Annotated in this window: 20 protein-coding genes; 5 read left to right on the top strand and 15 right to left on the bottom strand. The window is 71.8% G+C overall.

The window, feature by feature from the left end; all coding sequences use genetic code 11:
• Nucleotides 1–46 precede the first annotated feature (46 nt).
• Nucleotides 47–1,249 (bottom strand): sensor histidine kinase, encoded by a 1,203-nt coding sequence (locus HW837_RS44580; protein ID WP_045562674.1) that lies wholly within the window; start codon nt 1,247–1,249, stop codon nt 47–49.
• A 118-nt stretch (nt 1,250–1,367) separates the two neighbouring features.
• Here HW837_RS44580 and HW837_RS44575 point away from each other — a divergent pair, with 118 nt between their 5' ends.
• Complete coding sequence (locus tag HW837_RS44575; protein ID WP_193382083.1) at nt 1,368–2,360, top strand: SAM-dependent methyltransferase; 993 nt, start codon at nt 1,368–1,370, stop codon at nt 2,358–2,360.
• A gap of 12 nt (nt 2,361–2,372) precedes the next feature.
• On the opposite strand, the gene HW837_RS44570 is transcribed toward HW837_RS44575, so the two are convergent.
• A complete protein-coding gene (locus HW837_RS44570) occupies nt 2,373–3,533 on the bottom strand; it encodes an NADH-quinone oxidoreductase subunit D (protein WP_045562628.1) in 1,161 nt (386 codons plus the stop codon).
• Nucleotides 3,534–3,564: 31 nt separating this feature from the next.
• Here HW837_RS44570 and HW837_RS44565 point away from each other — a divergent pair, with 31 nt between their 5' ends.
• Both HW837_RS44565 and HW837_RS44560 read left to right on the top strand, forming a co-directional pair.
• Nucleotides 3,565–4,080: a PH domain-containing protein gene (locus HW837_RS44565; protein WP_193382082.1), complete on the top strand. Its 516-nt coding sequence runs from the start codon at nt 3,565–3,567 to the stop codon at nt 4,078–4,080.
• 143 nt (nt 4,081–4,223) lie between these two features.
• Nucleotides 4,224–5,525, top strand: a complete 1,302-nt coding sequence (locus HW837_RS44560) for a PH domain-containing protein (RefSeq protein WP_107073845.1) — start codon at nt 4,224–4,226, stop codon at nt 5,523–5,525.
• A gap of 184 nt (nt 5,526–5,709) precedes the next feature.
• On the opposite strand, the gene HW837_RS44555 is transcribed toward HW837_RS44560, so the two are convergent.
• Together HW837_RS44555 and HW837_RS44550 are read right to left on the bottom strand one after the other, a co-directional pair.
• A complete protein-coding gene (locus HW837_RS44555; protein ID WP_237270672.1) occupies nt 5,710–7,575 on the bottom strand; it encodes a hypothetical protein in 1,866 nt (621 codons plus the stop codon).
• A 336-nt stretch (nt 7,576–7,911) separates the two neighbouring features.
• A complete protein-coding gene (locus HW837_RS44550; RefSeq protein WP_093791963.1) occupies nt 7,912–9,036 on the bottom strand; it encodes an alpha/beta hydrolase in 1,125 nt (374 codons plus the stop codon).
• 193 nt (nt 9,037–9,229) lie between these two features.
• Here HW837_RS44550 and HW837_RS44545 point away from each other — a divergent pair, with 193 nt between their 5' ends.
• On the top strand, nt 9,230–11,092 hold the full coding sequence (locus HW837_RS44545; protein ID WP_237270669.1) for a phosphatidylglycerol lysyltransferase domain-containing protein: 1,863 nt from the start codon (nt 9,230–9,232) through the stop codon (nt 11,090–11,092).
• A gap of 164 nt (nt 11,093–11,256) precedes the next feature.
• On the opposite strand, the gene HW837_RS44540 is transcribed toward HW837_RS44545, so the two are convergent.
• The 11 genes from HW837_RS44540 to dacB all read right to left on the bottom strand — a co-directional run bounded on the left by HW837_RS44540 (nt 11,257) and on the right by dacB (nt 22,435).
• On the bottom strand, nt 11,257–11,742 hold the full coding sequence (locus HW837_RS44540) for a DUF3180 domain-containing protein (protein WP_045562624.1): 486 nt from the start codon (nt 11,740–11,742) through the stop codon (nt 11,257–11,259).
• Between the two features lie 119 nt (nt 11,743–11,861).
• Complete coding sequence (folK, locus tag HW837_RS44535; protein WP_045562623.1) at nt 11,862–12,473, bottom strand: 2-amino-4-hydroxy-6-hydroxymethyldihydropteridine diphosphokinase; 612 nt, start codon at nt 12,471–12,473, stop codon at nt 11,862–11,864.
• Nucleotides 12,470–12,829, bottom strand: coding sequence for a dihydroneopterin aldolase (gene folB / locus HW837_RS44530; protein WP_045562622.1), 360 nt, complete (start codon nt 12,827–12,829; stop codon nt 12,470–12,472). The genes folK and folB overlap by 4 nt, the downstream gene beginning before the upstream one ends.
• A 258-nt stretch (nt 12,830–13,087) precedes the next feature.
• Nucleotides 13,088–13,591, bottom strand: a complete 504-nt coding sequence (locus HW837_RS44525; RefSeq protein WP_045562621.1) for a nuclear transport factor 2 family protein — start codon at nt 13,589–13,591, stop codon at nt 13,088–13,090.
• Entirely contained in the window at nt 13,588–14,454 is an 867-nt protein-coding gene (folP, locus tag HW837_RS44520) for a dihydropteroate synthase (protein ID WP_045562620.1), read from the bottom strand. The genes HW837_RS44525 and folP overlap by 4 nt, the downstream gene beginning before the upstream one ends.
• A gap of 58 nt (nt 14,455–14,512) precedes the next feature.
• Nucleotides 14,513–15,118, bottom strand: coding sequence for a GTP cyclohydrolase I FolE (gene folE, locus HW837_RS44515; protein WP_045562619.1), 606 nt, complete (start codon nt 15,116–15,118; stop codon nt 14,513–14,515).
• 202 nt (nt 15,119–15,320) lie between these two features.
• Complete coding sequence (ftsH, locus tag HW837_RS44510; protein ID WP_045562618.1) at nt 15,321–17,336, bottom strand: ATP-dependent zinc metalloprotease FtsH; 2,016 nt, start codon at nt 17,334–17,336, stop codon at nt 15,321–15,323.
• Nucleotides 17,337–17,515: 179 nt separating this feature from the next.
• Nucleotides 17,516–18,076, bottom strand: a complete 561-nt coding sequence (gene hpt, locus HW837_RS44505) for a hypoxanthine phosphoribosyltransferase (protein ID WP_045562617.1) — start codon at nt 18,074–18,076, stop codon at nt 17,516–17,518.
• A 91-nt stretch (nt 18,077–18,167) separates the two neighbouring features.
• A complete protein-coding gene (gene tilS, locus HW837_RS44500) occupies nt 18,168–19,319 on the bottom strand; it encodes a tRNA lysidine(34) synthetase TilS (RefSeq protein WP_045562616.1) in 1,152 nt (383 codons plus the stop codon).
• A 191-nt stretch (nt 19,320–19,510) separates the two neighbouring features.
• Entirely contained in the window at nt 19,511–20,635 is a 1,125-nt protein-coding gene (locus HW837_RS44495; protein WP_045562615.1) for a zinc-dependent metalloprotease, read from the bottom strand.
• Nucleotides 20,636–20,782: 147 nt separating this feature from the next.
• Complete coding sequence (dacB, locus tag HW837_RS44490) at nt 20,783–22,435, bottom strand: D-alanyl-D-alanine carboxypeptidase/D-alanyl-D-alanine endopeptidase (protein ID WP_045562614.1); 1,653 nt, start codon at nt 22,433–22,435, stop codon at nt 20,783–20,785.
• A gap of 79 nt (nt 22,436–22,514) precedes the next feature.
• Here dacB and HW837_RS44485 point away from each other — a divergent pair, with 79 nt between their 5' ends.
• Nucleotides 22,515–23,006: an inorganic diphosphatase gene (locus tag HW837_RS44485; protein ID WP_045562613.1), complete on the top strand. Its 492-nt coding sequence runs from the start codon at nt 22,515–22,517 to the stop codon at nt 23,004–23,006.
• Nucleotides 23,007–23,160 lie beyond the last annotated feature (154 nt).

Raw genomic sequence — 23,160 nt, 5'->3', positions numbered from 1 at the left:
GGTCGGCTGACAGCGTCTACAGGTGTCAGCGGCCGGCACGGCCTGGTCAGTGCGCGGCCTTCAGGGGCAGCAGGGCGCTGATCCGGAAGCCGCCGCCGGGGCGGGGGCCCGCGTCCAGCGTGCCGCCGACCATACCGACGCGCTCCCGCATCCCGATGAGGCCGTGCCCCTGACCGTCGGCGCCGCCCTCCTCGTACAGCTCGTGGGGCGCGCCCTTGCCGTCGTCCTCGACGAGCAGACCGAGGCCGTCGTCGAAGTAGACCAGCCGGACACTCGCACCGGCGTTCGGGCCGCCGTGCTTGCGGGTGTTGGTGAGTGCCTCCTGGACGATGCGGTACGCCGTCAGCTCCACCCCGCTGGGCAGCGGGCGCGGGGTGCCCTCGATCTTGAAGTCCACCGGCAGCCCGGCGACCCGGCACTGCTCGACCAGGTCGTCGATCTGCTCGACGTCGGGCTGCGGGACGTACTCGCCGACCTCCTTGTGCTCACCGGTGCGCAGCACGCCCAGCAGGCGGCGCATCTCGGCGAGGGCCTGGCGGCCGGTGGAGGAGATCGTCTCCAGGGCCTTCTTGGCCTGGTCGGGGGCGGCGTCGAGGACGTACGCGGCACCGTCGGCCTGGACGACCATCACGGACACGTTGTGCGCGACCACGTCGTGCAGTTCACGGGCGATCCGGGCGCGCTCGGCGGCGACGGCGACCTTGGCCTGCGCCTCGCGCTCCTTCTCCAGCCGGGCGGCGCGCTCCTCCAGCTGCGCGAAGTACGCGCGGCGGGTGCGCAGCGAGTCGCCGAGCACCCAGGCGAGGGCGAAGGGCACGGTCAGGAACAGCGCGAGCACCGCGTTGCCCATCGTGCTGGTGTCCTCCACGGTCCAGCGCAGCTGTCCCAGCGTCGCCGCGCAGAGGCCGCCGCCCAGGGCGAACCAGGAGGCCCAGCGGGCGCCGTTCGCCGCGACCGTGTAGATGACCACGAGCATCGCGAAGTCGGCCGGGATCCTCGGCACGTCGAGGATCAGCTGCGCGATGCCCGCCGCGGCAGCCAGCATCAGCATCTTCTCGGGCATCCGGCGCCGCAGGGCGATCGACAGACAGAGCACGAGCGAGATCACCACGAACGCGGTCTCGTTCGTGTCGGTCCCGTAGTCCGGGTCGATCGCTCCGCCGGCCAGGGTCACCGCGAGCAGGACGACGGCCCAGAAGCTGTCGACCCATGTCGGGTGCCGGCGGAGGAAGTCATAGAGGCGCTGCACGTAACCCAGCGTAGGGAAGGCCGCGGTGTGCACGGGTCAACCGGAGGGCCGATCCATGACGGGGGCATGTACTCCCCAAGGTGGAGGCGGCGTCGGCCCTTCCGCTTAGCCTGGTGCTGTGACGGATCATCCACGGGCCCGGTCCTGGCGCACGGCGACCGAGGAGGCCCTCTACGGGCCCACGGGCTTCTACCGGCGCCCGGAAGGGCCCGCCGGACACTTCCGGACCTCCGTGCACGCCTCCCCGCTCTACGCGGCCGCCGTGGCGCGGCTGCTGTGCCGGGTGGACGAGGCGTCGGGGCGGCCGGACGAGCTGGCCTTCGTGGACCTGGGGGCCGGGCGCGGCGAGCTGGTGAGCGGGGTCCTGGACGCCCTCCCCGCCGAGGTGGCGTCCCGCACGCGCGCGTACGCCGTCGAACTGGCCGGCCGGCCCCCGGCTCTCGATCACCGCATCGAGTGGGTCGCCGAGCCGCCGCAGGGGGTCTCGGGGCTGCTGTTCGCCAACGAGTGGCTGGACAACGTGCCCGTGGACGCCGTCGAGGTGGACGCGGCGGGCACGGCCCGGCTGGTGCTCGTCCGGGAGGACGGCGCCGAGGTGCTCGGGGCGCCCGTCGGCGGGGCCGAGGCCGAGTGGCTGGCCCGGTGGTGGCCGCTCGCCCCCGAGGAGGGGCTGCGGGCCGAGGTCGGGCTGCCCCGGGACCGGGCGTGGGCCGCCGCCGTGGCGGGCCTCGTACGCGGACTCGCCGTCGCCGTCGACTACGCGCACCTCGCCGGCTCCCGGCCGCCCTTCGGGACGCTCACCGGCTTCCGCGACGGGCGGGAGACCGCACCGGTCCCGGACGGGTCGTGCGACATCACCGCGCACGTGGCGCTGGACGCGTGCGCGCTGCCGGGTGCGCGGCTGCTCACCCAGCGGGAGGCCCTGCGCGCCCTGGGCGTCACCGGCGGCCGTCCGCCGCTCTCCCTGGCCACCACCGACCCGGCGGCGTACGTACGGGCCCTCGCGGGCGCCGGCGAGGCCGCCGAGCTGACCGCGCCGGGCGGCCTGGGCGACTTCGGGTGGCTGCTCCAGCCGGTGGGGATCCCGGACCCGCTGCCGCGCGACCAGTGAGGCCGGGCCGCCCTACTTGTCGATGTCCCCCACCACGAAGAACAGCGAGCCGAGGATGGCCACCATGTCGGCCACCAGCGTCCCCGGCAGCAGTTCCGTGAGGGCCTGGATGTTGTTGTACGAGGCGGAGCGAAGCTTCAGGCGGTAGGGGGTCTTCTCGCCCTTGCTGACGAGGTAGTAGCCGTTGATGCCGAGGGGGTTCTCGGTCCAGGCGTAGGTGTGTCCCTCGGGGGCCTTGAGGACCTTCGGCAGGCGCTGGTTGACGGGGCCGGGCGGCAGGTCGGCCAGCCGGTCCAGGCAGGCGTCGGCGAGGGCGAGGGCGTTGTGCGTCTGCTCCAGCAGGCACTCGAAGCGGGCGAGGCAGTCGCCCTCCTCGCGGGTGACGACCCGAAGGACGTCCTGGAGTTCGCCGTACGCCAGGTACGGCTCGTCGCGCCGCAGGTCGAAGTCGACACCGGAGGCGCGGGCGATCGGGCCGCTGACCCCGTACGCGTGCACGGTCTCCGGCGCGAGGACGCCCACGTCCCGGGTGCGCCCCCGGAAGATCTCGTTGCCGAGCACCAGGTCGTCGAAGACGTCCATGCGGGAGCGGACGTCGGCGACGGCCGCACGCGCGCGTGCCGTCCACCCGGCCGGCAGGTCCTCCTTCAGACCGCCCACCCGGTTGAACATGTAGTGCATCCGCCCGCCGGAGATCTCCTCCATGACGTTCTGGAGCTCCTCGCGCTCCCGGAAGGCGTAGAAGACCGGAGTGATGCCACCGAGCTCCAGCGGGTACGAGCCGAGGAACATCAGGTGGTTCAGGACCCGGTTCAGCTCGGCGAGGAGCGTGCGCATCCAGACCGCGCGCTCCGGGACCTCCATGCCGAGCATGCGTTCGACACCGAGGACGACGCCGAGTTCGTTGGAGAAGGCGGAGAGCCAGTCGTGGCGGTTGGCCAGCATGATGATCTGGCGGTAGTCACGCGCCTCGAAGAGCTTCTCCGCGCCCCGGTGCATATAGCCGATGACCGGCTCGGCATGCTGGATCCGCTCGCCGTCGAGGACCAGGCGCAGCCGCAGCACACCGTGCGTGGACGGATGCTGCGGGCCGATGTTCAGCACCATGTCCGTGCTCTCGGCGGCACCGCCGATACCGACCGTCGTCTCTCGGGTCTCCGTCGGGGGAGTCATGGACACAGTCTGTCGTACGTACGCTGGCGGAATGGAGACGGGGAGCTTGGGGACCTTCGAGGACGGCGCCGGGCGCGCGGAGGACGAGCCGGTCTGGACGGGACTGCCGCCCGGGCTGCTGCGGATGAGGCGGCTGCTGCTGGTGGTGTGGCTGGTGCCGGTCACCGTCGGTACGGCCGTCCTGCTGGGCCGGCTGGCGGGGCCGCCCTGGGCGGCGTTCGCGCTCCTGCCCCTGGGGCTGCTGCTCTGGGGCTGGCCGATGCTGGGCCGCAACTGGCGGTCGTGGCGGTACGCCGAGCGGGCGGACGACCTGCTGATCAGCCGGGGGGTGCTCTGGCGCGAGGAGACCGTCGTGCCGTACGGGCGCATGCAGCTGGTCGAGGTGACCTCCGGTCCCGTCGAGCGGCACTTCAAGCTGGCGAGCGTGCAGCTGCACACGGCCGCGGCCGCCACGGACGCCCGTATCCCGGGCCTCGACCCGGCCGAGGCGGAGCGCCTGCGCGACCACCTCACCCAGCTGGGCGAGGCCCGATCGGCAGGGCTGTGACGGTGTCGGCACAGGAGGCGGGCGGGGCGCTGGGGGACGACCCGGTACGGGCGGAGCGCGCGGTGGGGGCGGACGGCGCGACGGAGGACGAGGCCGTACGGGCGGACGGGGAGGACGAGGCCGTACGGGCGGACGGAGCGGGGGTGGAGAAGCCGGTCGTCGAGCATCGGCTGCATCCGGTGACGCCGTTGCGGCGGGCCTGGGCGCCGGTGGCGGTGCTGATCGGATGGGGGGTGCACGATCCGGACGGCGCGCAGCGGCAGCTGATGCGGCTCGACACGTCGACCCTGCTGATCGGGCTCGCCGTGTTCGTCCCGGCCGCCGCCCTCTACGGCTTCCTGACCTGGTGGTTCACCCACTTCGCGGTGACCGACAGCGAACTGCGCATCCGGACCGGCCTGTTGTTCCGCCGCACCGCCCACATCCGTCTCGAACGCATTCAGGCCATCGACGTCACCCGCCCGCTGCTCGCCCGGATCGCGGGCGTCGCCAAACTCAGACTCGATGTCGTCGGCACCGACAAGAAGGACGAGCTGGCCTATCTCGGCGAGGCGCACGCCGTCGCTCTGCGGGCCGAGCTCCTGGCCCGCGCGGCCGGTTTCGCGCCGGACACCGCGCACGAGGTCGGCGAGGCGCCCGTACGGCAGGTGCTGAAGGTCCCGGCGGGCGTGCTGGCCATGTCCGTCGTGCTGACCGGCGCCACCTGGGGGACCCTGGTGGCCGCGATCGTCGTACCGTCCGTGCTGTGGTTCGCCACGGAGAGCGTGTGGACCGTCCTCGCGACCGCGCTGCCGCTGATCGGCGCGGCCGGGGCGAGCAGTGTGGGGCGGTTCGTCGGGGAGTACGACTGGACGGTCGGCGACTCCCCCGACGGGCTCCGCATCGACCACGGGCTCCTCGACCGCGCCCACGAGACGGTGCCGCCGGGCCGCGTGCAGACCGTGCGCATCGTCGAACCGCTGCTGTGGCGGCGCCGCGGGTGGGTCCGGGTCGAGCTGGACGTGGCGGGCTCGACCAACTCCGTCCTGCTGCCGGTCGCGCCGCGGGAGGTGGCCGAGTCGGTCGTCGCGCGGGTGCTGCCGGGGACACGTGTGCCGGACGCGACGGCCCTCGTACGGCCACCGGGGCGGGCGCGGTGGTGCGTGCCGTGGTGGTGGCGGGGGTACGGACTGGCCGTCGACGACAAGGTGTTCGCGGCACGGCACGGCCTGCTGCGCCGCCGGCTCGACCTCGTACCGCATGCGAAGGTGCAGAGCGTACGGCTGTCGCAGGGGCCCTGGCAGCGGCACAAGGGGCTCGCCGACGTCCATGTCGACACCGGCGCCAACAAGACGGTGACGGCCCGTCTGCGCGACGCGGACGAGGCGGCGGCCCTGCTGCGGGCCCAGGCGGAACGGTCCCGCACGGGCCGCCGGGAGGCGCTGCCGGACCGGTGGATGGTGTAGGACGCGGCGGAAGCGGGCGGGGACGGCGGCGGGGGCGGGGCTCGAACGAGGGAGTCGGCGCCTGTCGGGTGCAGCGGGTGCAGCGGGTGCAGGCAGACCCGGGGGCCCTCTGGACAGACCGGCGGCCGCCCACCGGGAAGGGTGGGCGGCCGCAAGGGTGGCGCGATGACCTCCGTCGGCTCGGCTAGGACGCCGCCGTGCGCAGGCCCTGGAGGTCGATCTGTTCCGTCTCGTCGTGTGCCGTGAGGTCGATGACCTGGCCGATGCCCCGGGAGGCCTCGTCGGCGCGCTTGAACCGGGCCTCCGACTCGGCCTTGTGGAGCGCGAGCGCCTCCTGGCCGACCACATCGGCGAGGTCCTCGTTCTGCACGGCGTCCAGGACGTCCGCCTCCTTCTGCGTACCGAAGAAGTCGAACCCTCCCTCCACCGCGGTCCGCCGCCGCGGCGCCGCCGGAACGACCGCCACGGCCGTGGGCACCGTGAAGTGGCCGACCGGCGGAAGCGCGGGCAGCGCCGCCGGGGCCATCGGCTCCGCCCGCTGCTCCTGCCCGGCACGCCCCGACGGGTCCACGCGGGTCAACTCCTCCACCCCCGTCGAACCGGTCGGCGCCGCCACCACGGGCACGGGGCCGCCGGCCGCACGCTCATGACCCCGGTCCGCCACCGAACTCCCCACCGCGTCGCCCTCCTCGGCGGTGAGCACCGGCACCGGCTCCTCCTCCACCTCGGCGGAACGTCCCTGCCGCGTGCCCCCGTCCGTCGGCCCGTCCGGGTCACCCTTGGGAGAAGGGCCCTTGGGGGAACCGCCCTTGGGTCCCTCGCCCTTGGCCGTCTCGTCGGATGATTCGGCGGGCTCGGTGGACTCGGCGGGCTCGAAGGACTCGGTCGGCTCGGTGGACTGGCCGGTTTCGGCGGGCTCGGTGGATTCCACGAAGTCGGCGGGCTCGGCCGGCGTCGGATCGTCGGCAGGCGTCTCCGGTGCCTCGCCGACCGACCCATCGATCGACCCATCGACCGACTCCTCGACCGGTTCGTCGGCCTGCTCGCCGGTCGGCTCCTCCGCCTGCTCGCCCGTCGGCTCCTCCGCCTGCTCCCCGACCGCCTGCTCCAGCGACTCGTCGACCGGCTCGGCGATCGGGTCATCGCCCGCCGTGTCGGCCTGGTCGTCGACGTCCAGGTCCACGTCCCCGGAGTCGGAACTCCCGGGCTCCGCACCCCCGGTCGTGTTCGCCCCCGCGTCCTTCACCGAGCCCCGCTGGGTGATGATCCGGTCCAGCGCCGAGTTCGCGCGCAGGAAGAGCGACGAACCGTCCGGCGAGAACACCGAGGGGGACGTTGTCTCCGCCTCCGCCCCCTCCGCGCCCTTCTTGGCGGAAGTCCCCGTAGCCGCCCCGCCCGTCGCGCCTTGTGCCGCCGCCTTCGCCGCCGCGGCCTTGGACGCCGTCTCCCACGAGGCCCAGGGCGCTCCCGGCGCGGGGGTCCCCTGCGGCGGCACCGTCGAGGTCCGGGACACCGCCGTGGCCGCGTCGCCGTCGCCCGCCTCCGCGTCCGCGTCCGCGTCCGCCGCGGGCAACGCCCGCGTGTCCTCGGGGCCGGTCGCCTCGATCTCCAGCAGACGGCGGCCCTCCAGCGCGCTGGCCCGCTCGGTCTCGGCGGTGGCGTAGCGCCTCAGCAGCGCCGCGTGCTCGTTGCGGAGGTTGGCCAGTTCGGTGCGCTTGGCGCGCAGCTTGTGCTCCAGCTTGGTGCGCAGCTCACGGGATTCGTCGAGGTCGGTCTCCAGTTCGGCGACCTTCTCCTCGTGACGCCACTCGTCGCTCGCACGCGCGCGCGTGAGGTCGGCGACGCGTTTGCCCGCCTCGACGTCCCAGCGGCGCATGACCGCCGCGCCCACGGCCGCGGTCGCCGCGGCGACGGCGGCCATGACCCGGAGCACCGCCGACCCGGAGAACAACCATGGCCCGAGGGCGCAGACGAGCGAGACGCCTGCGATCGCCGTGGGGGGCAGCAGCCTGTGCAGAGGCGGTGAATGGCGGTGACGTCCACGTGGCATGGCCAGAAACTTACCGCGCGTAGGCGAATGATGGTGCCCCGGGTCACAAAAACTCAGCCGCCCCTCTCACCTCTCACAAGCCTTCACAAGCGTGCCCAGCTCCGGTGCGGCAATGCGCCCACCGGCGGCTCCTCCAGTGGATCAACCCCATTGAATGCGGATACGCCTTGGCCGCATCCGGCTCTTTCCCGGCCGGTGAATTCCACGAATTGCCGATCCCGCCGCCGAACCGTTACCGAACTCGTCGCCGACCCGTCGCCGCGCCGTGACCGAACCGCTCTTCACCGGCCCACCTCGCCGGTCACCCGGCCGACTTCGCGAGGTGCCCCGGCGGCTTCACCTGTCGCTCAACCGCCCGCTGATCCACTGCAACGTCGCCGGGATCTCCCGGCGCCACGTGTTGAAGTTGTGCCCTCCGCTGTCGAGGATGATCGACGAGATCCGCGTCGGCCGCTTCTCCTTCACCTGTTCGATGAACTTCAGCGTGGCCTTGTAGTTGGTCTCCCCCTGTTTGCTGCTGGTGACCAGCAGAGAGGTGTCCGGCGCCGGACGGTGCCTCAGATACCAGAACAGGTCCGCCTCGTTCCGCAGTGTCTTGTTCCCCTGGAAGAGATCACCGGTCGTCGGGTCGGTCGGCGCCTTGTAGTACGGCGAGAGGCCCGCGCCGGCGGCGAACACCCCGGGGTGGTGCATGGCGAGTTTCAGCGCACAGTAGCCGCCGGTCGAGTCGCCTATGACACCCCAACTGCCCGGCTTCTTCCCGACCCTGTAGTGATGGCCGACGGCGTCCGGCAGATCCCTGGCGAAGAACGTCTCGGTCTGCGGCCCGCCCGGGACGTCCACACACTCGGTGTCACGCGGCGGCGCCACGGTCGGCCGCAGCATGACCAGGATCATCGGCTGCGCCTTCCCGTCGCGGGCCAACGCGTGGGCCGTCTGCGGAAAGTGGAGCCCCTTGATGAGCGCCTCGGCGGTGCCCGGATAGCCGGTGAGGACGACCGCGGCGGGGAAACTGCGGGTGCGGTACCGGGGCTGGAAGTACTCCGGCGGCAGATACACGTACGCCGGGCTCGCGATCCGGCTCCTGCGGCCGACGATCTCGACCTTCTGGATCTGGCCGCCGACCGCGGGACGGCCCCCGCCGGCCACGTTCACCTGCTGGGTGTCGACGACCCGCAACGGCCCCCCGGTCTCGACCCCGTCGTGGTCGACGACCACCCCCTGCCCGGTCTCCCGGCCGAGGAGGTCCGCCCAGCTGGCGTAGAACCCGAACGCCTGGTTGGCGGCGAGGCCGACCGACACGAAGACGGCGATCTGCGTGGCCAGCAGGACGGCGATCCGACCGCCGACCGACCGCCATCCGCGCCGGGCCAGCTTCGGCCACAGCCACACCGTGCCGATGAACAGCAGTACGGCGGACAGCACGGCCAACGCCAGCACCTTGTTGCTCGTAAGACCCATCGGGACGTCCCCCGCCGACCTTTCTTTCCTAGTCTTTCCCTGTCCTTTGGTTCAGCTTTCCGATGGAGAGTGAACCTCCCCCGCCGCTGCACCGTCCTAGAGGGCGCAATGTCGCCGGATGCCGGAAAAGGCACCGGATCCAAGCTCTCTCGCGGAACTACGGGATGCGATGTCTGTCAGGACAGATGGGGAAATGTCGGGTGCGGTTCCGGTCCGATCGGACCGCTCCGCGCCGAGCGCCGACCGGCAGCCGAAGGGCGCGCCCCGGGGCGTACCGCATGGTGCCCTGCGCGGCGCGCTGCGCGGCCCGCGCCCCGAGGCCGTGCCCGCGCTGGTCGCCAGGGCCTGCACACTCGTCGGGCTCGTGGACATCGCCGCGGGGGTGTTCCCCCGCTTCCGCAACAGCCGGATGCACGCGCTGGCCGAGGTGCTGCCCGGCGCGCTCGGCCCGTTCGCGGCGGCGCTCTCCCTGAGCGCCGGCGTCCTGCTGCTGCTCCTCGCCCACGGTCTGCGCCGGCGCAAACGGCGCGCCTGGCGGGCGGCCGTGGTGCTGCTCCCGGCCGGGGCGATCGCCCAGTTCGCCTATCGGCACTCGCTCGTCGGCGTGCTCGTCTCACTCGCCCTGTTCATCCCGCTGCTGCGGCACCGCGACGAGTTCCCCGCCCTGCCCGACCCCACCAGCCGCTGGCGGGCGCTCACCAACTTCGTGCTGATGGGCGCCGGTTCGATCGTCCTCGGTCTGGTCGTCGTCAGCGCCCACCCGGGACGGATGGTCGGCGACCCGAGCCTCGCCGACCGGCTCGAACACGTCATCTACGGCCTGTTCGGCTTCGAGGGCCCGGTCGACTACGCGGGCACCACGTCATGGACGGTGGCCTTCTCCCTCGGCGCCCTCGGTCTGCTGACCGCCATCACCACCATCTACCTGGCCTTCCGCCCCGAACACCCGGCGGCCCGCCTCACCGACGACGACGAGGCGCGGCTGCGCGCCCTGCTCGACAGGCACGGCGGCCGCGACTCGCTCGGCCACTTCGCGCTCCGCCGCGACAAGGCGGTCGTCTTCTCCCCGAGCGGCAAGGCGGCGGTGACGTACCGCGTCGTCTCCGGGGTGATGCTCGCCAGCGGCGACCCGATCGGCGACGTCGAGGCCTGGCCCGGCGCGATCGAACGCTTCATGGACGAGGCCAAGGCCCACTCCTGGACCCCGGCCGTCATGGGGTGCTCGGAGACCGGCGCGGAGGTCTGGACCCGGGAGACCGGCCTGGACGCCCTCGAACTGGGCGACGAGGCGGTGGTGGACGTCGCGGATTTCTCCCTCGCCGGACGTGCGATGCGCAACGTGCGTCAAATGGTGAAGCGCATCGAGCGCCTCGGTTACGAGACCCGGGTACGGCGCGTCCGTGACCTCGGCGAGGCCGAGCTGGACCGCGTCCGCCGCGCCGCCGAGGACTGGCGCGGCACCGACACCGAGCGCGGATTCTCCATGGCGCTCGGCCGCATCGGCGACCCGGCCGACGGCGACTGCCTGATCGCCACCGCGCACAAGGCCGACGAGACCCCCGGCCCCTACGGCGACCTGAAGGCCGTCCTCCACTTCGTGCCCTGGGGGCCGGACGGCGCCTCGCTGGACCTGATGCGCCGCGACCGCTCCGCCGACCCCGGCATGAACGAACTGCTCATCGTCGCCGCCCTCCAGGCGGCGCCCCGCCTGGGCGTCCGGCAGGTCTCCCTGAACTTCGCGATGTTCCGCTCGGCCCTGGCCCGCGGCGAGAAGATCGGCGCCGGCCCGGTCCTGCGCGCCTGGCGCGGCCTGCTGGTCTTCCTCTCCCGCTGGTTCCAGATCGAGTCGCTCTACAAGTTCAACGCCAAGTTCCACCCGCGCTGGGAGCCCCGCTTCGTCGTCTACGCCGCCTCCCGCGACCTCCCCCGCCTCGGCCTGGCCGCCATGCAGGCCGAGGGCTTCGTCAACCTCGCCCTGCCCCGCCTGCTGCGCCGCCGCGCGAAGGCTCCGGCCCCCTGTGCCCATGCGGTGCGCTCCGCGAGCAACGCCGCCTGAGTGGCCGCGCCGCAGGGTCGGCGCGGCCCGCCGTAGGAACAGTGCGGCCCTAGGAACAGTGCCGGCCGTAGCAACAGTGCGGGCCGTGCGTGGCTGGCCGCGCAGTTCCCCGCGCCCCTTTCGTGGCCTTCGGCCGACTCAAGGGGCCGCGGGCCCGCCCGATGTCATGTCGCCCGCGCCGCCCCGCCGCCCGTGTCGTCGTCCTCCGGGAGTTTGCAGACGCGCTCCAGGAAGAAGGCGGCCACTATGACGGCGATGCCCGCGAGGACGGAGAAACCGGCGTAGATGGCCTGGTCACGGCGGGCCGGGACCTCCAGGGACTCCAGCAGGAAGACCCCGACGCCGCCGTACATCCCGGCGACGAGAGCGGCGACGAGAGCGCTGGCCTGGCCGAAGACGACCGCGCGGGCGGCCATCAGGGGGTCGACGCCCTTGGCCTCCGGCCGGCGCTCCCGCTGGGCCTTGAGCCGGCTGCGCAGCGACAGCGCGGTGGCCGTCAGGACGACGGCGATCAGAGCGAGCACGATGGGGGCGGCCAGCGGGACGCTCGGCAGGGTGTCCACCGAGTTCCACAGCCGGGCCCCGGCCCAGGACAGCACCCCCGCCACCACGAACACCGCGGCCAGCGTCCTGATGCGCAGCTCTTTCACGATGCCCCTTCGACGAGCCCGATGGTCCACGGACGCCGGGCCCCACGGGCGCCGGGTGGTCGGCCCGGCGCGTGGTCCCGACGGCGTCAGGATGATCCCGACCCGGTAGACCTTAACGACTACTCGGGCAGCTGGAGTTCCAGGTCGGCGCGGGGCGACACACCCTCGCGGGTGATGCCGTCGAGGAGCTGGGCGACCGGGCCCCGGCCGGCGAGCCGGGCCTCCGGCTCCACGTCGTGCCACGGCGCGAGCACGAAGGCCCGCTCGTGCGCCCGCGGGTGCGGCAGGGTCAGCGCCGGGTCGTCGGAGACGACGTCCGCGTACGCCACGATGTCGACGTCCAGCGTGCGCGGGCCCCAGCGCTCGTCCCGCACCCGGTGGAAGGCCTCCTCCACCGCCTGGGCCCGCTCCAGCAGCGAGGAGGGCGGCAGGGTGGTCTTCAGGACCACCACGGCGTTGAAGTACGAGGGCTGGCTGCCCGGCGCCACACCCCACGGCTCGGTCTCGTACACCGGCGAGACGGCCTTGATGCGGACGCCCGGGGTGTCCTCCAGCGCGTCGACGGCGCCCTGGAGGTTCTCCAGCCGGTTGCCCAGGTTCGAGCCGATGGAGATCACGGCCCGGCGGGGGTTGTGCAGGGTCGTGTCGGCCTCGTCCACCTTCTGCACGACGGAGGCCGGCACCGGCTGGACGGTCGGGTCGCTCTGACCCCCGGTGAAGAACGCGGTCATACTCGGCTCCGGGTGATGGTGACGGTCGTGTCGTCGAAGGGGACCGTGATCGGCGCGTTCGGCTTGTGGACGGTGACCTCGACCTCCTGGACCACCTCATGCCGCAGACACGCCCGGGCGATGCGCTCGGCGAGCGTCTCGATGAGGTTCACCGGCTCGCCCTCGACGATGGCGACGACCTCCTCCGCGACGATCCCGTAGTGCACGGTCTTCGCCAGGTCGTCGTCGGCCGCGGCCGGCCGGGTGTCCAGCCCGAGCGTGAGGTCCACGACGAAGGTCTGGCCCTCCTCGCGTTCGCCCGGGAACACCCCGTGGTACCCACGGGCCCTGAGGCCGCGCAGCGCGACACGATCCACGCGAATCACTCCTGCCGTCGTCGGGAACGGCCGGCGCCCTCCGCCTCGTCCGAGGACGGTCGGCACACCGGCCACCTTCGAATCTACCTGCGGGCACTGACAGCGCTCACCCACGGAAGGCTCGATTCCACTCTCGTACGGACAGGGTTCATCGAGCGTTTCCCCGGGGGAACGCGGCGGCTCACGGGTCGGAAGCCGCCCCTACCCGCGCACCCGTGTCCCCAATCGCCCCTTGGGCCCCGCGGCACACCCGCCCACTCAGGAAGGTGACTCCTCGGCGTCGTCGTCCTCGGACTCCGCCAGGACCGGGGACCCGTGGTGCGACCACAGCTTCCAGCCGTCGGATGTGCGACGGAACACATTCGTGGCGACCACCAGCTGCCCCACGAGCGGCCCCAGCTCGTCACCGCCGTCCGGCGCGGGGCCCCCGCTGAGGATGTTCTCGGTGCAGGTGACGAGCGCGGTGTCCCCGGTGACCGACACATGCACGTCGGTGAGGAAGAACTGGATGTACTCCGTGTTCGCCATGATCAGCGCGTACGAGCGCAGCACCTCGCCGCGTCCGGTGAGGACCGGCCAGCCGGGGTGGACGCAGGAGATCACGCCGGTCTCGGCGGGGTCGTGCCACTCCTCGTCCACGCCCACGTCGGCCGGGGCCAGCCAGAGCGCGGAGAGCGTTTCGAAGTCGCCCTGTTCCATGGCCTCGTAGAAGGCCCGGTTGGCGAGTTCGACCTGTTCGACGTCGGTGTGGGGAGCGCTCACCGCTCCCGGGCCCCTTCGATGGCGCGGGTCACACGGACCGCGTCGGCGGTGGCGCGGACCTCGTGCACGCGGACCGCCCAGGCGCCCTGCTGCGCGGCCAGCGCCGACACGGCGGCCGTGGCCGCGTCCCGTTCCCGCGCGGGCGGCGGGGCACCCTCGGAGCCCGCCAGCACCCGGCCGAGGAACCGCTTGCGGGAGGCGGCGACCAGCAGGGGCCGGCCGAGGCCGTGCAGCCGGTCGAGGTGCGCGAGGAGGGCGAGGTCGTGCTCGGCGTCCTTGGAGAAGCCCAGCCCCGGGTCGACGACGACCCGGTCCGCCTCGATGCCGCCCTCCAGCACGGCCTCCACGCGCGCGTGCAGCTCGTCCAGCACCTCGGTGACGACGTCCGCGTAGACGCCCTTGACGTTGCCGCCCTCCAGGAAGCCGCGCCAGTGCATCACCACGAAGGGGGCGCCCGCGTCGGCGACCACCGGGATCATCGCGGGGTCGGCGAGTCCGCCGCTGACGTCGTTGACGAGGGCGGCGCCGGCCGCGAGGGCCTGCTCGGCGACGGACGCGCGCATGGTGTCCACGGAGACGGTGACGCCCTCGGACGCCAGCCCACGGACGACCGGGACGACCCTGCGCAGCTCCTCCGCCTCGTCGACGCGGGCCGCGCCGGGGCGGGTCGACTCACCGCCGACGTCCACCAGGTCCGCGCCCTCGCCGACCATGTCCAGGCCGTGCTTGACCGCCGCCGTGGTGTCGAAGAAGCGGCCGCCGTCGGAGAAGGAGTCCGGGGTGACATTGACGACCCCCATGACCGCACATCGGTCCCACCGGGGCAGTCCGGCCACCCACCCACGCCGGTTCAGCTTGCTCATGCGTCAAGCCTAGGCCCCCGGCAGCAGCCGCGGTCCTCCGCTCCCGGGACTGGGGAGGTCAGTGGGCCATGATGAGGCTCATCGCCTCGTTGCGGGTCGCCGCGTCCCTGAGCTGGCCGCGCACCGCCGACGTTATGGTCTTCGCGCCCGGCTTGCGGATGCCCCGCATCGACATGCACATGTGCTCGCACTCCACGACCACGATCACCCCGCGCGGCTCCAGGATCTCCATCAGCGAGTCGGCGATCTGCGTCGTCATCCGCTCCTGCACCTGCGGGCGCCTCGCGTAGACGTCCACGAGCCGCGCCAGCTTCGACAGGCCGGTGATCTTGCCGCTGGTGGAGGGGATGTACCCGACGTGGGCGACGCCCCGGAACGGGACCAGGTGATGCTCGCAGGTGCTGTACACCTCGATGTCCTTCACCAGCACCATCTCGTCGTGCCCGAGGTCGAACGTGGTGGTCAGCACATCCTCCGGCTGCTGCCACAGCCCCGCGAAGATCTCCTTGTACGCCCGCGCCACCCGCGCCGGCGTCTCCCGCAGCCCCTCCCGGTCGGGATCCTCGCCGACGGCGATCAGAAGTTCTCGTACCGCGTTCTCGGCGCGCTTCTCGTCGAACTCGCCGATGGTGCCCTCGCCGTCCAGCGTCACGGGGTCGGTCATGTCGTGCCTCGCTCCTGAGCCTGTGACACGTACGGATGACGCGTCTCGTCCTCGGCCTTCTTGCGGCCTTTTTTCGGCCATACGAAAATGCCGCGCCCCCCAGGCTAGAACCAGGGGGGCGCGGCAATCATTCCGGGCCTGACGAGGCGGACCGGGCCGGGAGCCGGCAGGCTCCCGGTGGCCGGTTCTCATCTGTTCGGCGTCAGCTCTCCGGGCTCTCCTCCGGGGTCGCCTCGGCGGGCGCCTTGGTGGTGATCGCCGGAGCCGCGCCGTTGGCGCCGTTCGTCAGTGCGAGCTCCTTCGGGGAGAGCACCGGCGGACGGGTGGACGGGGTGCGGCGGGAGGAGCCGGTCCAGGCGGGCCGGGCCGGGCGCTTGACGATGGCGGAGAAGATCTCGGCGATCTCCTCCTTGCCCAGCGTCTCCTTCTCCAGCAGCTGGAGCACCAGGTTGTCGAGGACGTCGCGGTTCTCGACCAGGATCTCCCAGGCCTCGTTGTGCGCGTTCTCGATGAGCTTCTTGACTTCCTCGTCCACGAGCGCGGCGACCTCTTCCGAGTAGTCGCGCTGGTGAGCCATCTCACGTCCGAGGAACGGCTCCGTGTTGTCGCCGCCGAACTTGATGGCGCCGAGCCGCTCGGTCATGCCGTACTGCGTGACCATCGCGCGGGCCAGGTTGGTGGCCTTCTCGATGTCGTTCGCGGCACCCGTGGTCGGGTCGTGGAAGACCAGTTCCTCGGCTGCCCGGCCACCCATCATGTACCCGAGCTGGTCGAGCATCTCGTTGCGGGTGGTCGAGTACTTGTCCTCGTCCGGCAGGACCATCGTGTAGCCGAGTGCACGGCCTCTCGACAGGATCGTGATCTTGTGGACCGGGTCGGAGTTCGGTGAGGCCGCCGCGACCAGGGCGTGTCCGCCCTCGTGGTACGCGGTGATCTTCTTCTCCTTGTCCGACATGATCCGGGTCCGCTTCTGCGGGCCCGCGACCACACGGTCGATCGCCTCGTCCAGCATGTGGTTGTCGATCAGCTTCTTGTCGCTGCGGGCCGTGAGGAGCGCGGCCTCGTTCAGGACGTTGGAGAGATCGGCACCCGTCATACCGGGGGTGCGGCGGGCGACGGCGCCGAGGTCGACGTCGGGCGCGACCGGCTTGCCCTTCTGGTGGACCTTGAGGATCTCCAGACGGCCCTGCATGTCCGGGCGGTCGACCGCGATCTGACGGTCGAAGCGGCCGGGGCGCAGGAGCGCCGGGTCGAGGATGTCCGGGCGGTTCGTCGCGGCGATGAGGATCACACCGCCCTTGACGTCGAAGCCGTCCATCTCGACGAGCAGCTGGTTGAGCGTCTGCTCGCGCTCGTCGTGACCGCCGCCGAGGCCGGCACCGCGGTGACGGCCGACCGCGTCGATCTCGTCGACGAAGACGATCGCCGGGGCGTTCGCCTTGGCCTGCTCGAAGAGGTCACGGACCCGGGAGGCACCGACACCGACGAACATCTCGACGAAGTCGGAACCGGAGATCGAGTAGAAGGGGACGCCCGCCTCGCCGGCGACGGCGCGCGCGAGGAGCGTCTTGCCCGTACCGGGCGGGCCGTACAGCAGCACGCCCTTGGGGATCTTGGCGCCGACGGCCTGGAACTTGGCCGGCTCCTGGAGGAACTCCTTGATCTCGTGGAGCTCCTCGACGGCCTCGTCCGCGCCGGCGACGTCCGAGAAGGTCGTCTTCGGGGTGTCCTTGGTGATGAGCTTGGCCTTGGACTTCCCGAAGTTCATGACCCGGGAGCCGCCGCCCTGCATCTGGTTCATCAGGAACAGGAAGACGACCACGATGAGGACGAAGGGGAGCAGAGACAGCAGGATGCCGACGAAAGCGTTCTGCTTGGTCGGGGAGACCGTGTAGCCGTCGGGGATCTGCTTGTTCTGGAACTTGTCCTGCAAGGTGTTGGCGAGGGTGACGCCCTGGTCGCCGATGTAGCTCGCCTGGATCTTCGAGCTGCCCTCGATCTTCTGGCCGTCCTTGAGCTGAACCTTGATGGTCGACTCTTCGCCGGTGGTCAGCTTGGCTTCTTTGACCTTGTTGTCATTGATCGCCTGGACCACCTGGCCGGTGTCCACCGTCTTGTAGCCGCCGGACGAGCCGACGACCTGCATCAACACGACCACGGCAAGGACGGCCAGCACGATCCACATGACTGGCCCACGGAAGTATCGCTTCACGTCCATCCATACGGAGCGGTGCCGCCCCGTCCCTCCTGCCATAGTGAGTTTGATAAAAGACTGTTCTTCGGACGGTACCCCAGCTTTGTCACACGAAGCCGCAGCGGACTGCTGTCAATACCGTCCTCGCAGTCTCCAACGGCGCGAAACCCGCTGGGGTTCCCGAGCGTCTTGCGGGGGTTGGTTCAGCCGCCGTAGACGTGGGGCGCGAGCGTACCGACGAACGGGAGGTTGCGGTACTTCTCGGCGTAGTCGAGGCCGTAGCCCACGACGAACTCGTTGGGGATGTCGAAGCCGACCCACTCCACGTCGATGGAGACCTTCGCGGCGTCGGGCTTGCGCAGCAGCGTGCAGATCTTCAGGGACTCGGGCTCGCGGGAGCCGAGGTTGGAGATCAGCCAGGACAGCGTCAGCCCGGAGTCGATGATGTCCTCGACGATCAGGACGTGCTTGCCCTTGATGTCGGTGTCGAGGTCCTTGAGGATCCGCACCACGCCCGAGGACTGGGTGCCCGCGCCGTAGGAGGACACGGCCATCCAGTCCATGGTGACCGGGGTGGACAGCGCCCGGGCGAGGTCCGCCATGACCATCACCGCGCCCTTGAGGACACCGACGATCAGCAGGTCCTTGCCCGCGTACTCCGTGTCGATCTTCGCGGCCAGCTCGGCCAGCTTCGCGTCGATCTCTTCCTTGGTGATGAGCACCTCTTTGAGGTCGGTGCCCATGTCTTTCGCGTCCACCCGCATCACTTTCGGTCGTCCCAGGGCCGCTTCCGGACGCCCGCGTCCCGTGCGGGGGGCTCGGGGCCCGTCGCGCGGGCCCCGTCGGCGTCCGGTTTCAGCCTTGCCGAATCACCAGTCTGCCACCCTGCCGCCGGGCGACGACCCGGCCGGGGAGATTGATGGCCCCCTGACCGCGCCAGCCGGTGATCAGACGGTCGATCTCCTCGATGTGCCGGGCGAAGAGGGAACCCGCCGGGGCACCGGCCTCGATGGCGGCCCGGCGCAGGATCCGGCGGCGCACCGCGGGCGGCAGGGCGTAGAGCTTGGCGCACTCCAGCAGGCCCGCGGCGTCACGGACGGCGGGCTCGGCCTGGCGGGCCCAGCTGTCGAGGGCGTCGGCGTCGTCCCGGGAGAGCTGGGCCGTACGGGCGAGGGCCTCGACGACGCCCTTGCCGAGCGCCTTCTCCAGGGCGGGCAGGCCCTCGTGGCGGAGCCGGGAGCGGGTGTAGGCGGGGTCGGCGTTGTGCGGGTCGTCCCAGACGGGCAGCGACTGGACCATGCAGGCCTTGCGGGCGGTCTGCCGGTCGAGCTGGAGGAAGGGGCGCCGGTAGCGGCCGTCGGCCCCCGAGACCGCGGCCATGCCGGACAGGGAGCGGATGCCGGAGCCGCGGGCGAGCCCGAGGAGGACGGTCTCGGCCTGGTCGTCGCGGGTGTGGCCGAGGAGGACGGCGGCGGCGCCGTGGCGTTCCACCGCGGCGTCCAGGGCGGCGTAGCGGGCGTCGCGGGCGGCGGCCTCGGGGCCGCCGTCGCGGCCGACGGTGACGGCGACGGACTCGACCGGGTCGAGGCCGAGTTCCCGCAGGCGCAGGGCGACTTCCTCGGCGCGCAGGTCGGAGCCGGGCTGCAGGCCGTGGTCGACGGTGATGCCGCCGGCGCGGACGCCGAGCTTGGGGGCCTCGAAGGCGAGGGCGGAGGCGAGGGCCATGGAGTCGGCGCCGCCGGAGCACGCCACGAGCACGAGCGGCTGCTCGTGCGTGTCGGAGCCCGCGCGTGCGGCACCCGGGCGTGCGGAACTGCCACGCCTGACCTCGACGGGCACGGCCACGGGGGGCGTGGGCACCGGTGGTGCGCCGGGGTCCGAGGGCGCGCCCGGGAGCGCGTGGGCGGGCGCGTGGAGGCTGGTGTTCGTGTGGTGTTCGGTGAGGAGGTCGTGGAGTACGCGGCGGACCGCCAGGCGTATCGCCGCGACCGCGGGGTGGGGACCCATGTCCGGTTCCCTTCATGAAATTGTCGGGGGGTGAGCCCGAGTTCGGTCACTCAGAGTGTGTAGATGGTGACAGAACCGGGCCGTTCCCCGAGCATTGCACGCCTACCCCTCGCTCACGGTCCCTCGGACGGGTGATTGGAGGGGCGTTCGCCTGCCGTCGGCCGGATTCGCGCACCACGCTCACGCGCGGCTCACGACTCCGCCTTGCGATGCACCCGCGCGACCCAGTCCGCCGGTTTGGCGATCTCCGCCTTGGTCGGCAGGGTGTTCGGGGAGGTCCACACCCGGTTGAAACCATCCATACCGACCTGTTCGACGACCGCCCGTACGAACCGCTCGCCGTCCCGGTACTGCCGGAGTTTGGCGTCGAGGCCCAGCAGCTTGCGCAGGGCCTGGTCGAGGCGGGAGGCACCCTTGGCGCGGCGCTGCTGGAACTTCTCGCGGATCTCGGCGACCGAGGGCACGACGGCCGGGCCGACGCCGTCCATCACGAAGTCGGCGTGGCCCTCCAGGAGGGACATGACGGCGGTCAGCCGACCGAGGATCTCGCGCTGGGCGGGGGTCTGCACCAACTCCACGATCGAGTGACCGTCGTCGCCGACCTCGCCCTCGGGACGGCCTCCCGCGAGTGACTGGGCGGCCTCCCTGATGCGCTCCAGGAAGGTCGAGGGGTCGACCTCGGTCTCCCCCAGGAACGACTGGATTTCACCCTCCAGATGGTCCCGCAGCCAGGGGACGGCCGTGAACTGGGTGCGATGGGTCTCCTCGTGCAGACAGACCCAGAGGCGGAAGTCGTGGGGCTGTACGTCGAGTTCGCGCTCCACGTGCACGATGTTCGGGGCGACGAGCAGGAGTCGGCCGCCGCCGTTCTCGCCGGCGGGCAGTTCGCGGCTCGCGGGGGCGAAGGTCTCGTACTGGCCGAGGACCCGGGAGGCCAGGAAGGACAGGAGCATGCCCAGCTCCACGCCGGTCACCTTGCCGCCGACCGCGCCGAGGACGGCTCCGCCGGGGGTGTTGCCGCGACGTTCCTGCATCTTGTCGAGCAGTGGCTTCAGCAGTTCCCGGAAGCCGGCGACGTTGGCCCGGACCCAGCCGGGCCGGTCGACGACGAGGACGGGGGTGTCGTCGCCCGTGTCGGGGAGCATCCGGGTGAAGGCCCGGACGTGCTCCTCCGAGGCCTTCGCGTGCCGGCGGAGCTCGGAGACGATGGCCCTGGCCTCGTCGCGGCTCACCTCGGGGCCCGGCCGTACGAGCCGGGTCGCGGTCGCCACCGCGAGATTCCAGTCGACCATCTCGGCACCACCGATACGAGTCATGTTGTCAACCGTACGTGAGCGCTGCCGCTTGGGGCAGGCCGTGGGGTCGGGTGCGTTGGGGCCGGTGGGTACGTGCGGGCAGGTGGAGGTCCTCGCGCAGTTCCCCGCGCCCCTGAAGGCTTGGGGCTGCGCCCCTGCCTTCCCCTCTCAGCGGCAGCCGCAGGTCGCCAGGGTCGATGTCGCGTCGGTGAGGAGGTTCTTGGCCGGGTCGGTGTTCTCCAGGGGGGTCTCCGTGGCGAGGAAGGCGAAGGCGAGGAGGCGGCCGTCGGCGTCGACGACGGTGCCGGCGAGGGTGTTCACGTTGCTGAGGGTGCCGGTCTTGGCGCGGACGACGCCCGTGCCGTCGGCGTCGCTGGGGTAGCGGTTGCGCAGGGTGCCGGTGAAGCCGGCGACGGGGAGGCCGGTGAGGACGGGGCGGAGTCCGGGGTGGTCGGGGGCCGCGGACCTGGCGAGGAGGGCGGTCAGGAGGGCGGGGGTCAGGGCGTTGCCTCGGCTGAGGCCGCTGCCGTCCGCGAACTCGACGCCCTCCAGGGGCACTTCGAGCTTCTTCAGTTCCTTCTTGATGGCCGCCGCGCCGCCCTCGAAGCTCGGCTGCTCGCCCGTCGCGAGCGCGACCTGGCGGGCGAGGGCCTCGGCGATGTCGTTGTCGCTGTTGGTGAGCATGCGCTCGACCAGGGTGGAGAGGGGTGGCGAGGAGACCGCCGCGAGTTCCTTCGCGTTCTTCGGGGCCGTGGCGGAGCCCCCGGTCCTCACCTTGACGCCCCGGTCCTCCAGGAGGTCCGCGAACTCGGCGGTCGCGTCCCCCACCGGGTCCGGGTCTCGGTCCGCCTGGCCGCTGGAGGAGTCGTCGAGGCGGGCCTCGTCGACCATCAGCGGGACGACCAGCGCGAGGTTGGGGTTCGCGCCGATGGTGTGCTGCTCGGGGCCCTCGTAGAGGGAGGTGTCGTGGGCGAGGGTGATCTCGTTCAGGTGACGCCGGTCGAGGGCGGCGGCGGTCCTGTCGGCGAGGGTGCGCAGGCTCGCGTAACCGTCTGTGTCCTTGTGGCCGGAGAGAGTGGGGTCGCCGCCGCCGACGAGGACGACCTCGGCCGAGTCGGGCTTCAGCACCGTGCGGGTCTCGATGCGGTGGTCGGGGCCGAGCGCCGAGAGGGCCGCGGCGGCCGTGGCGATCTTGGTGGTGGAGGCGGGTGTCAGGGCGTCGTCCGCGTTCTGGGCGTACAGCTGCTCGCCGGTCTCGACGTCGACGACGGAGGCCGCGCGGCGGGGGCCCAGGACCGAGGAGGTCAGCAGCGGGTCCAGGCGGGCCGCGAGAGCGGCGGAATCGGGTACGGAGCCCGCGCCCGAGACTCCGCCGAGGCCGGCCAGGACGGAGGGGGCGCTCGGCGCGGGCTTGGGCGCCCCCGCCGCGCTACCGGACGACGTACCGGAACCACCTCCGTGATCTGCGCCACCCTGGCCTTCGGGCGATGCCGCCCAGTCGCGCTCGGCCGTACGCTGACCGGAGGAGTCCCAGGGTCCGGCGGCGGCCACCGCCCCGGCCGAGAACACCAGCCCCAGGGTGGCCGCGCCGGCGGTGAACTGGAGGGTCGTGAGCTTCCTCGCTCTCCCCGTGAGCTGCGAAGAGCGTGCCGTGACGGCGCTCGTGACGCGTACGACGCCGGGTTTCACCACCTGTGCGACGCGCGCGGCACCGGGCTTCACGGCGCGTGTGACGCGCACGATCCCCGGTTTCACGCCGTGCACCACCCGCGCCACACGCGGTCTCGCGGCCCGCCAGACCTTCGGCTCCCGCACGACCACCAGCCCCTTTCGCGATCACACACCTGCGTGAGGGACACTTAACCACCAGAACTATGTGTTGATCATGGAGGAGTCACCGGTGGAGTTCGACGTCACGATCGAGATTCCGAAGGGTTCGCGGAACAAGTACGAGGTGGACCACGAGACCGGTCGGATCCGCCTGGACCGTCGCCTCTTCACCTCGACCGCCTACCCGACCGACTACGGCTTCGTCGAGAACACTCTCGGCGAGGACGGCGACCCGCTGGACGCGCTGGTCATTCTTGACGAGCCGACCTTCCCGGGCTGTCTCATCAAGTGCCGTGCGATCGGCATGTTCCGTATGACGGACGAGGCCGGCGGCGACGACAAGCTGCTCTGCGTCCCGGCGACGGACCCGCGCCAGGAGCACCTGCGTGACATCCACCACGTGTCGGAGTTCGACCGCCTGGAGATCCAGCACTTCTTCGAGGTCTACAAGGACCTGGAGCCCGGCAAGTCCGTCGAGGGCGCCGACTGGGTCGGCCGCGCCGATGCCGAGGCCGAGGTGGAGAAGTCGTACAAGCGCTTCAAGGAGCAGGGCGGTCACTGACCCCGCCTGAGGTCTACGGCTGTCTTGCCGATCGATTCCGCGAACGGGCCGCGTGTCCCCAGGAGGGGCGCGTGGCCCGTTCGCGTATCCGTGTGTGTCGGTGCGCATACTGAGGCGTACCTGAGGTGTCGTACAGGGAGCGCGGCGGAGTGGG

It is taken from the genome of Streptomyces caniscabiei, assembly GCF_014930365.1.
Taxonomy (GTDB): Bacteria; Actinomycetota; Actinomycetes; order Streptomycetales; family Streptomycetaceae; genus Streptomyces; species Streptomyces caniscabiei.
Note: the sequence above shows the minus strand (reverse complement) of the source record. Positions and strands in the feature narration are given on the sequence as shown.

Coding starts and splice junctions, on each gene's coding strand:
- HW837_RS44570 (WP_045562628.1), bottom strand. CDS start 3,533: ATGACTCCCCCGACGGAGACCCGAGAGACGACGGTCGGTATCGGCGGT.
- HW837_RS44565 (WP_193382082.1), top strand. CDS start 3,565: ATGGAGACGGGGAGCTTGGGGACCTTCGAGGACGGCGCCGGGCGCGCG.
- HW837_RS44555 (WP_237270672.1), bottom strand. CDS start 7,575: ATGCCACGTGGACGTCACCGCCATTCACCGCCTCTGCACAGGCTGCTG.
- HW837_RS44550 (WP_093791963.1), bottom strand. CDS start 9,036: ATGGGTCTTACGAGCAACAAGGTGCTGGCGTTGGCCGTGCTGTCCGCC.
- HW837_RS44545 (WP_237270669.1), top strand. CDS start 9,230: ATGTCGGGTGCGGTTCCGGTCCGATCGGACCGCTCCGCGCCGAGCGCC.
- folK (WP_045562623.1), bottom strand. CDS start 12,473: ATGACCGCGTTCTTCACCGGGGGTCAGAGCGACCCGACCGTCCAGCCG.
- folP (WP_045562620.1), bottom strand. CDS start 14,454: ATGAGCAAGCTGAACCGGCGTGGGTGGGTGGCCGGACTGCCCCGGTGG.
- folE (WP_045562619.1), bottom strand. CDS start 15,118: ATGACCGACCCCGTGACGCTGGACGGCGAGGGCACCATCGGCGAGTTC.
- ftsH (WP_045562618.1), bottom strand. CDS start 17,336: ATGGACGTGAAGCGATACTTCCGTGGGCCAGTCATGTGGATCGTGCTG.
- hpt (WP_045562617.1), bottom strand. CDS start 18,076: ATGCGGGTGGACGCGAAAGACATGGGCACCGACCTCAAAGAGGTGCTC.
- tilS (WP_045562616.1), bottom strand. CDS start 19,319: ATGGGTCCCCACCCCGCGGTCGCGGCGATACGCCTGGCGGTCCGCCGC.
- HW837_RS44495 (WP_045562615.1), bottom strand. CDS start 20,635: ATGACTCGTATCGGTGGTGCCGAGATGGTCGACTGGAATCTCGCGGTG.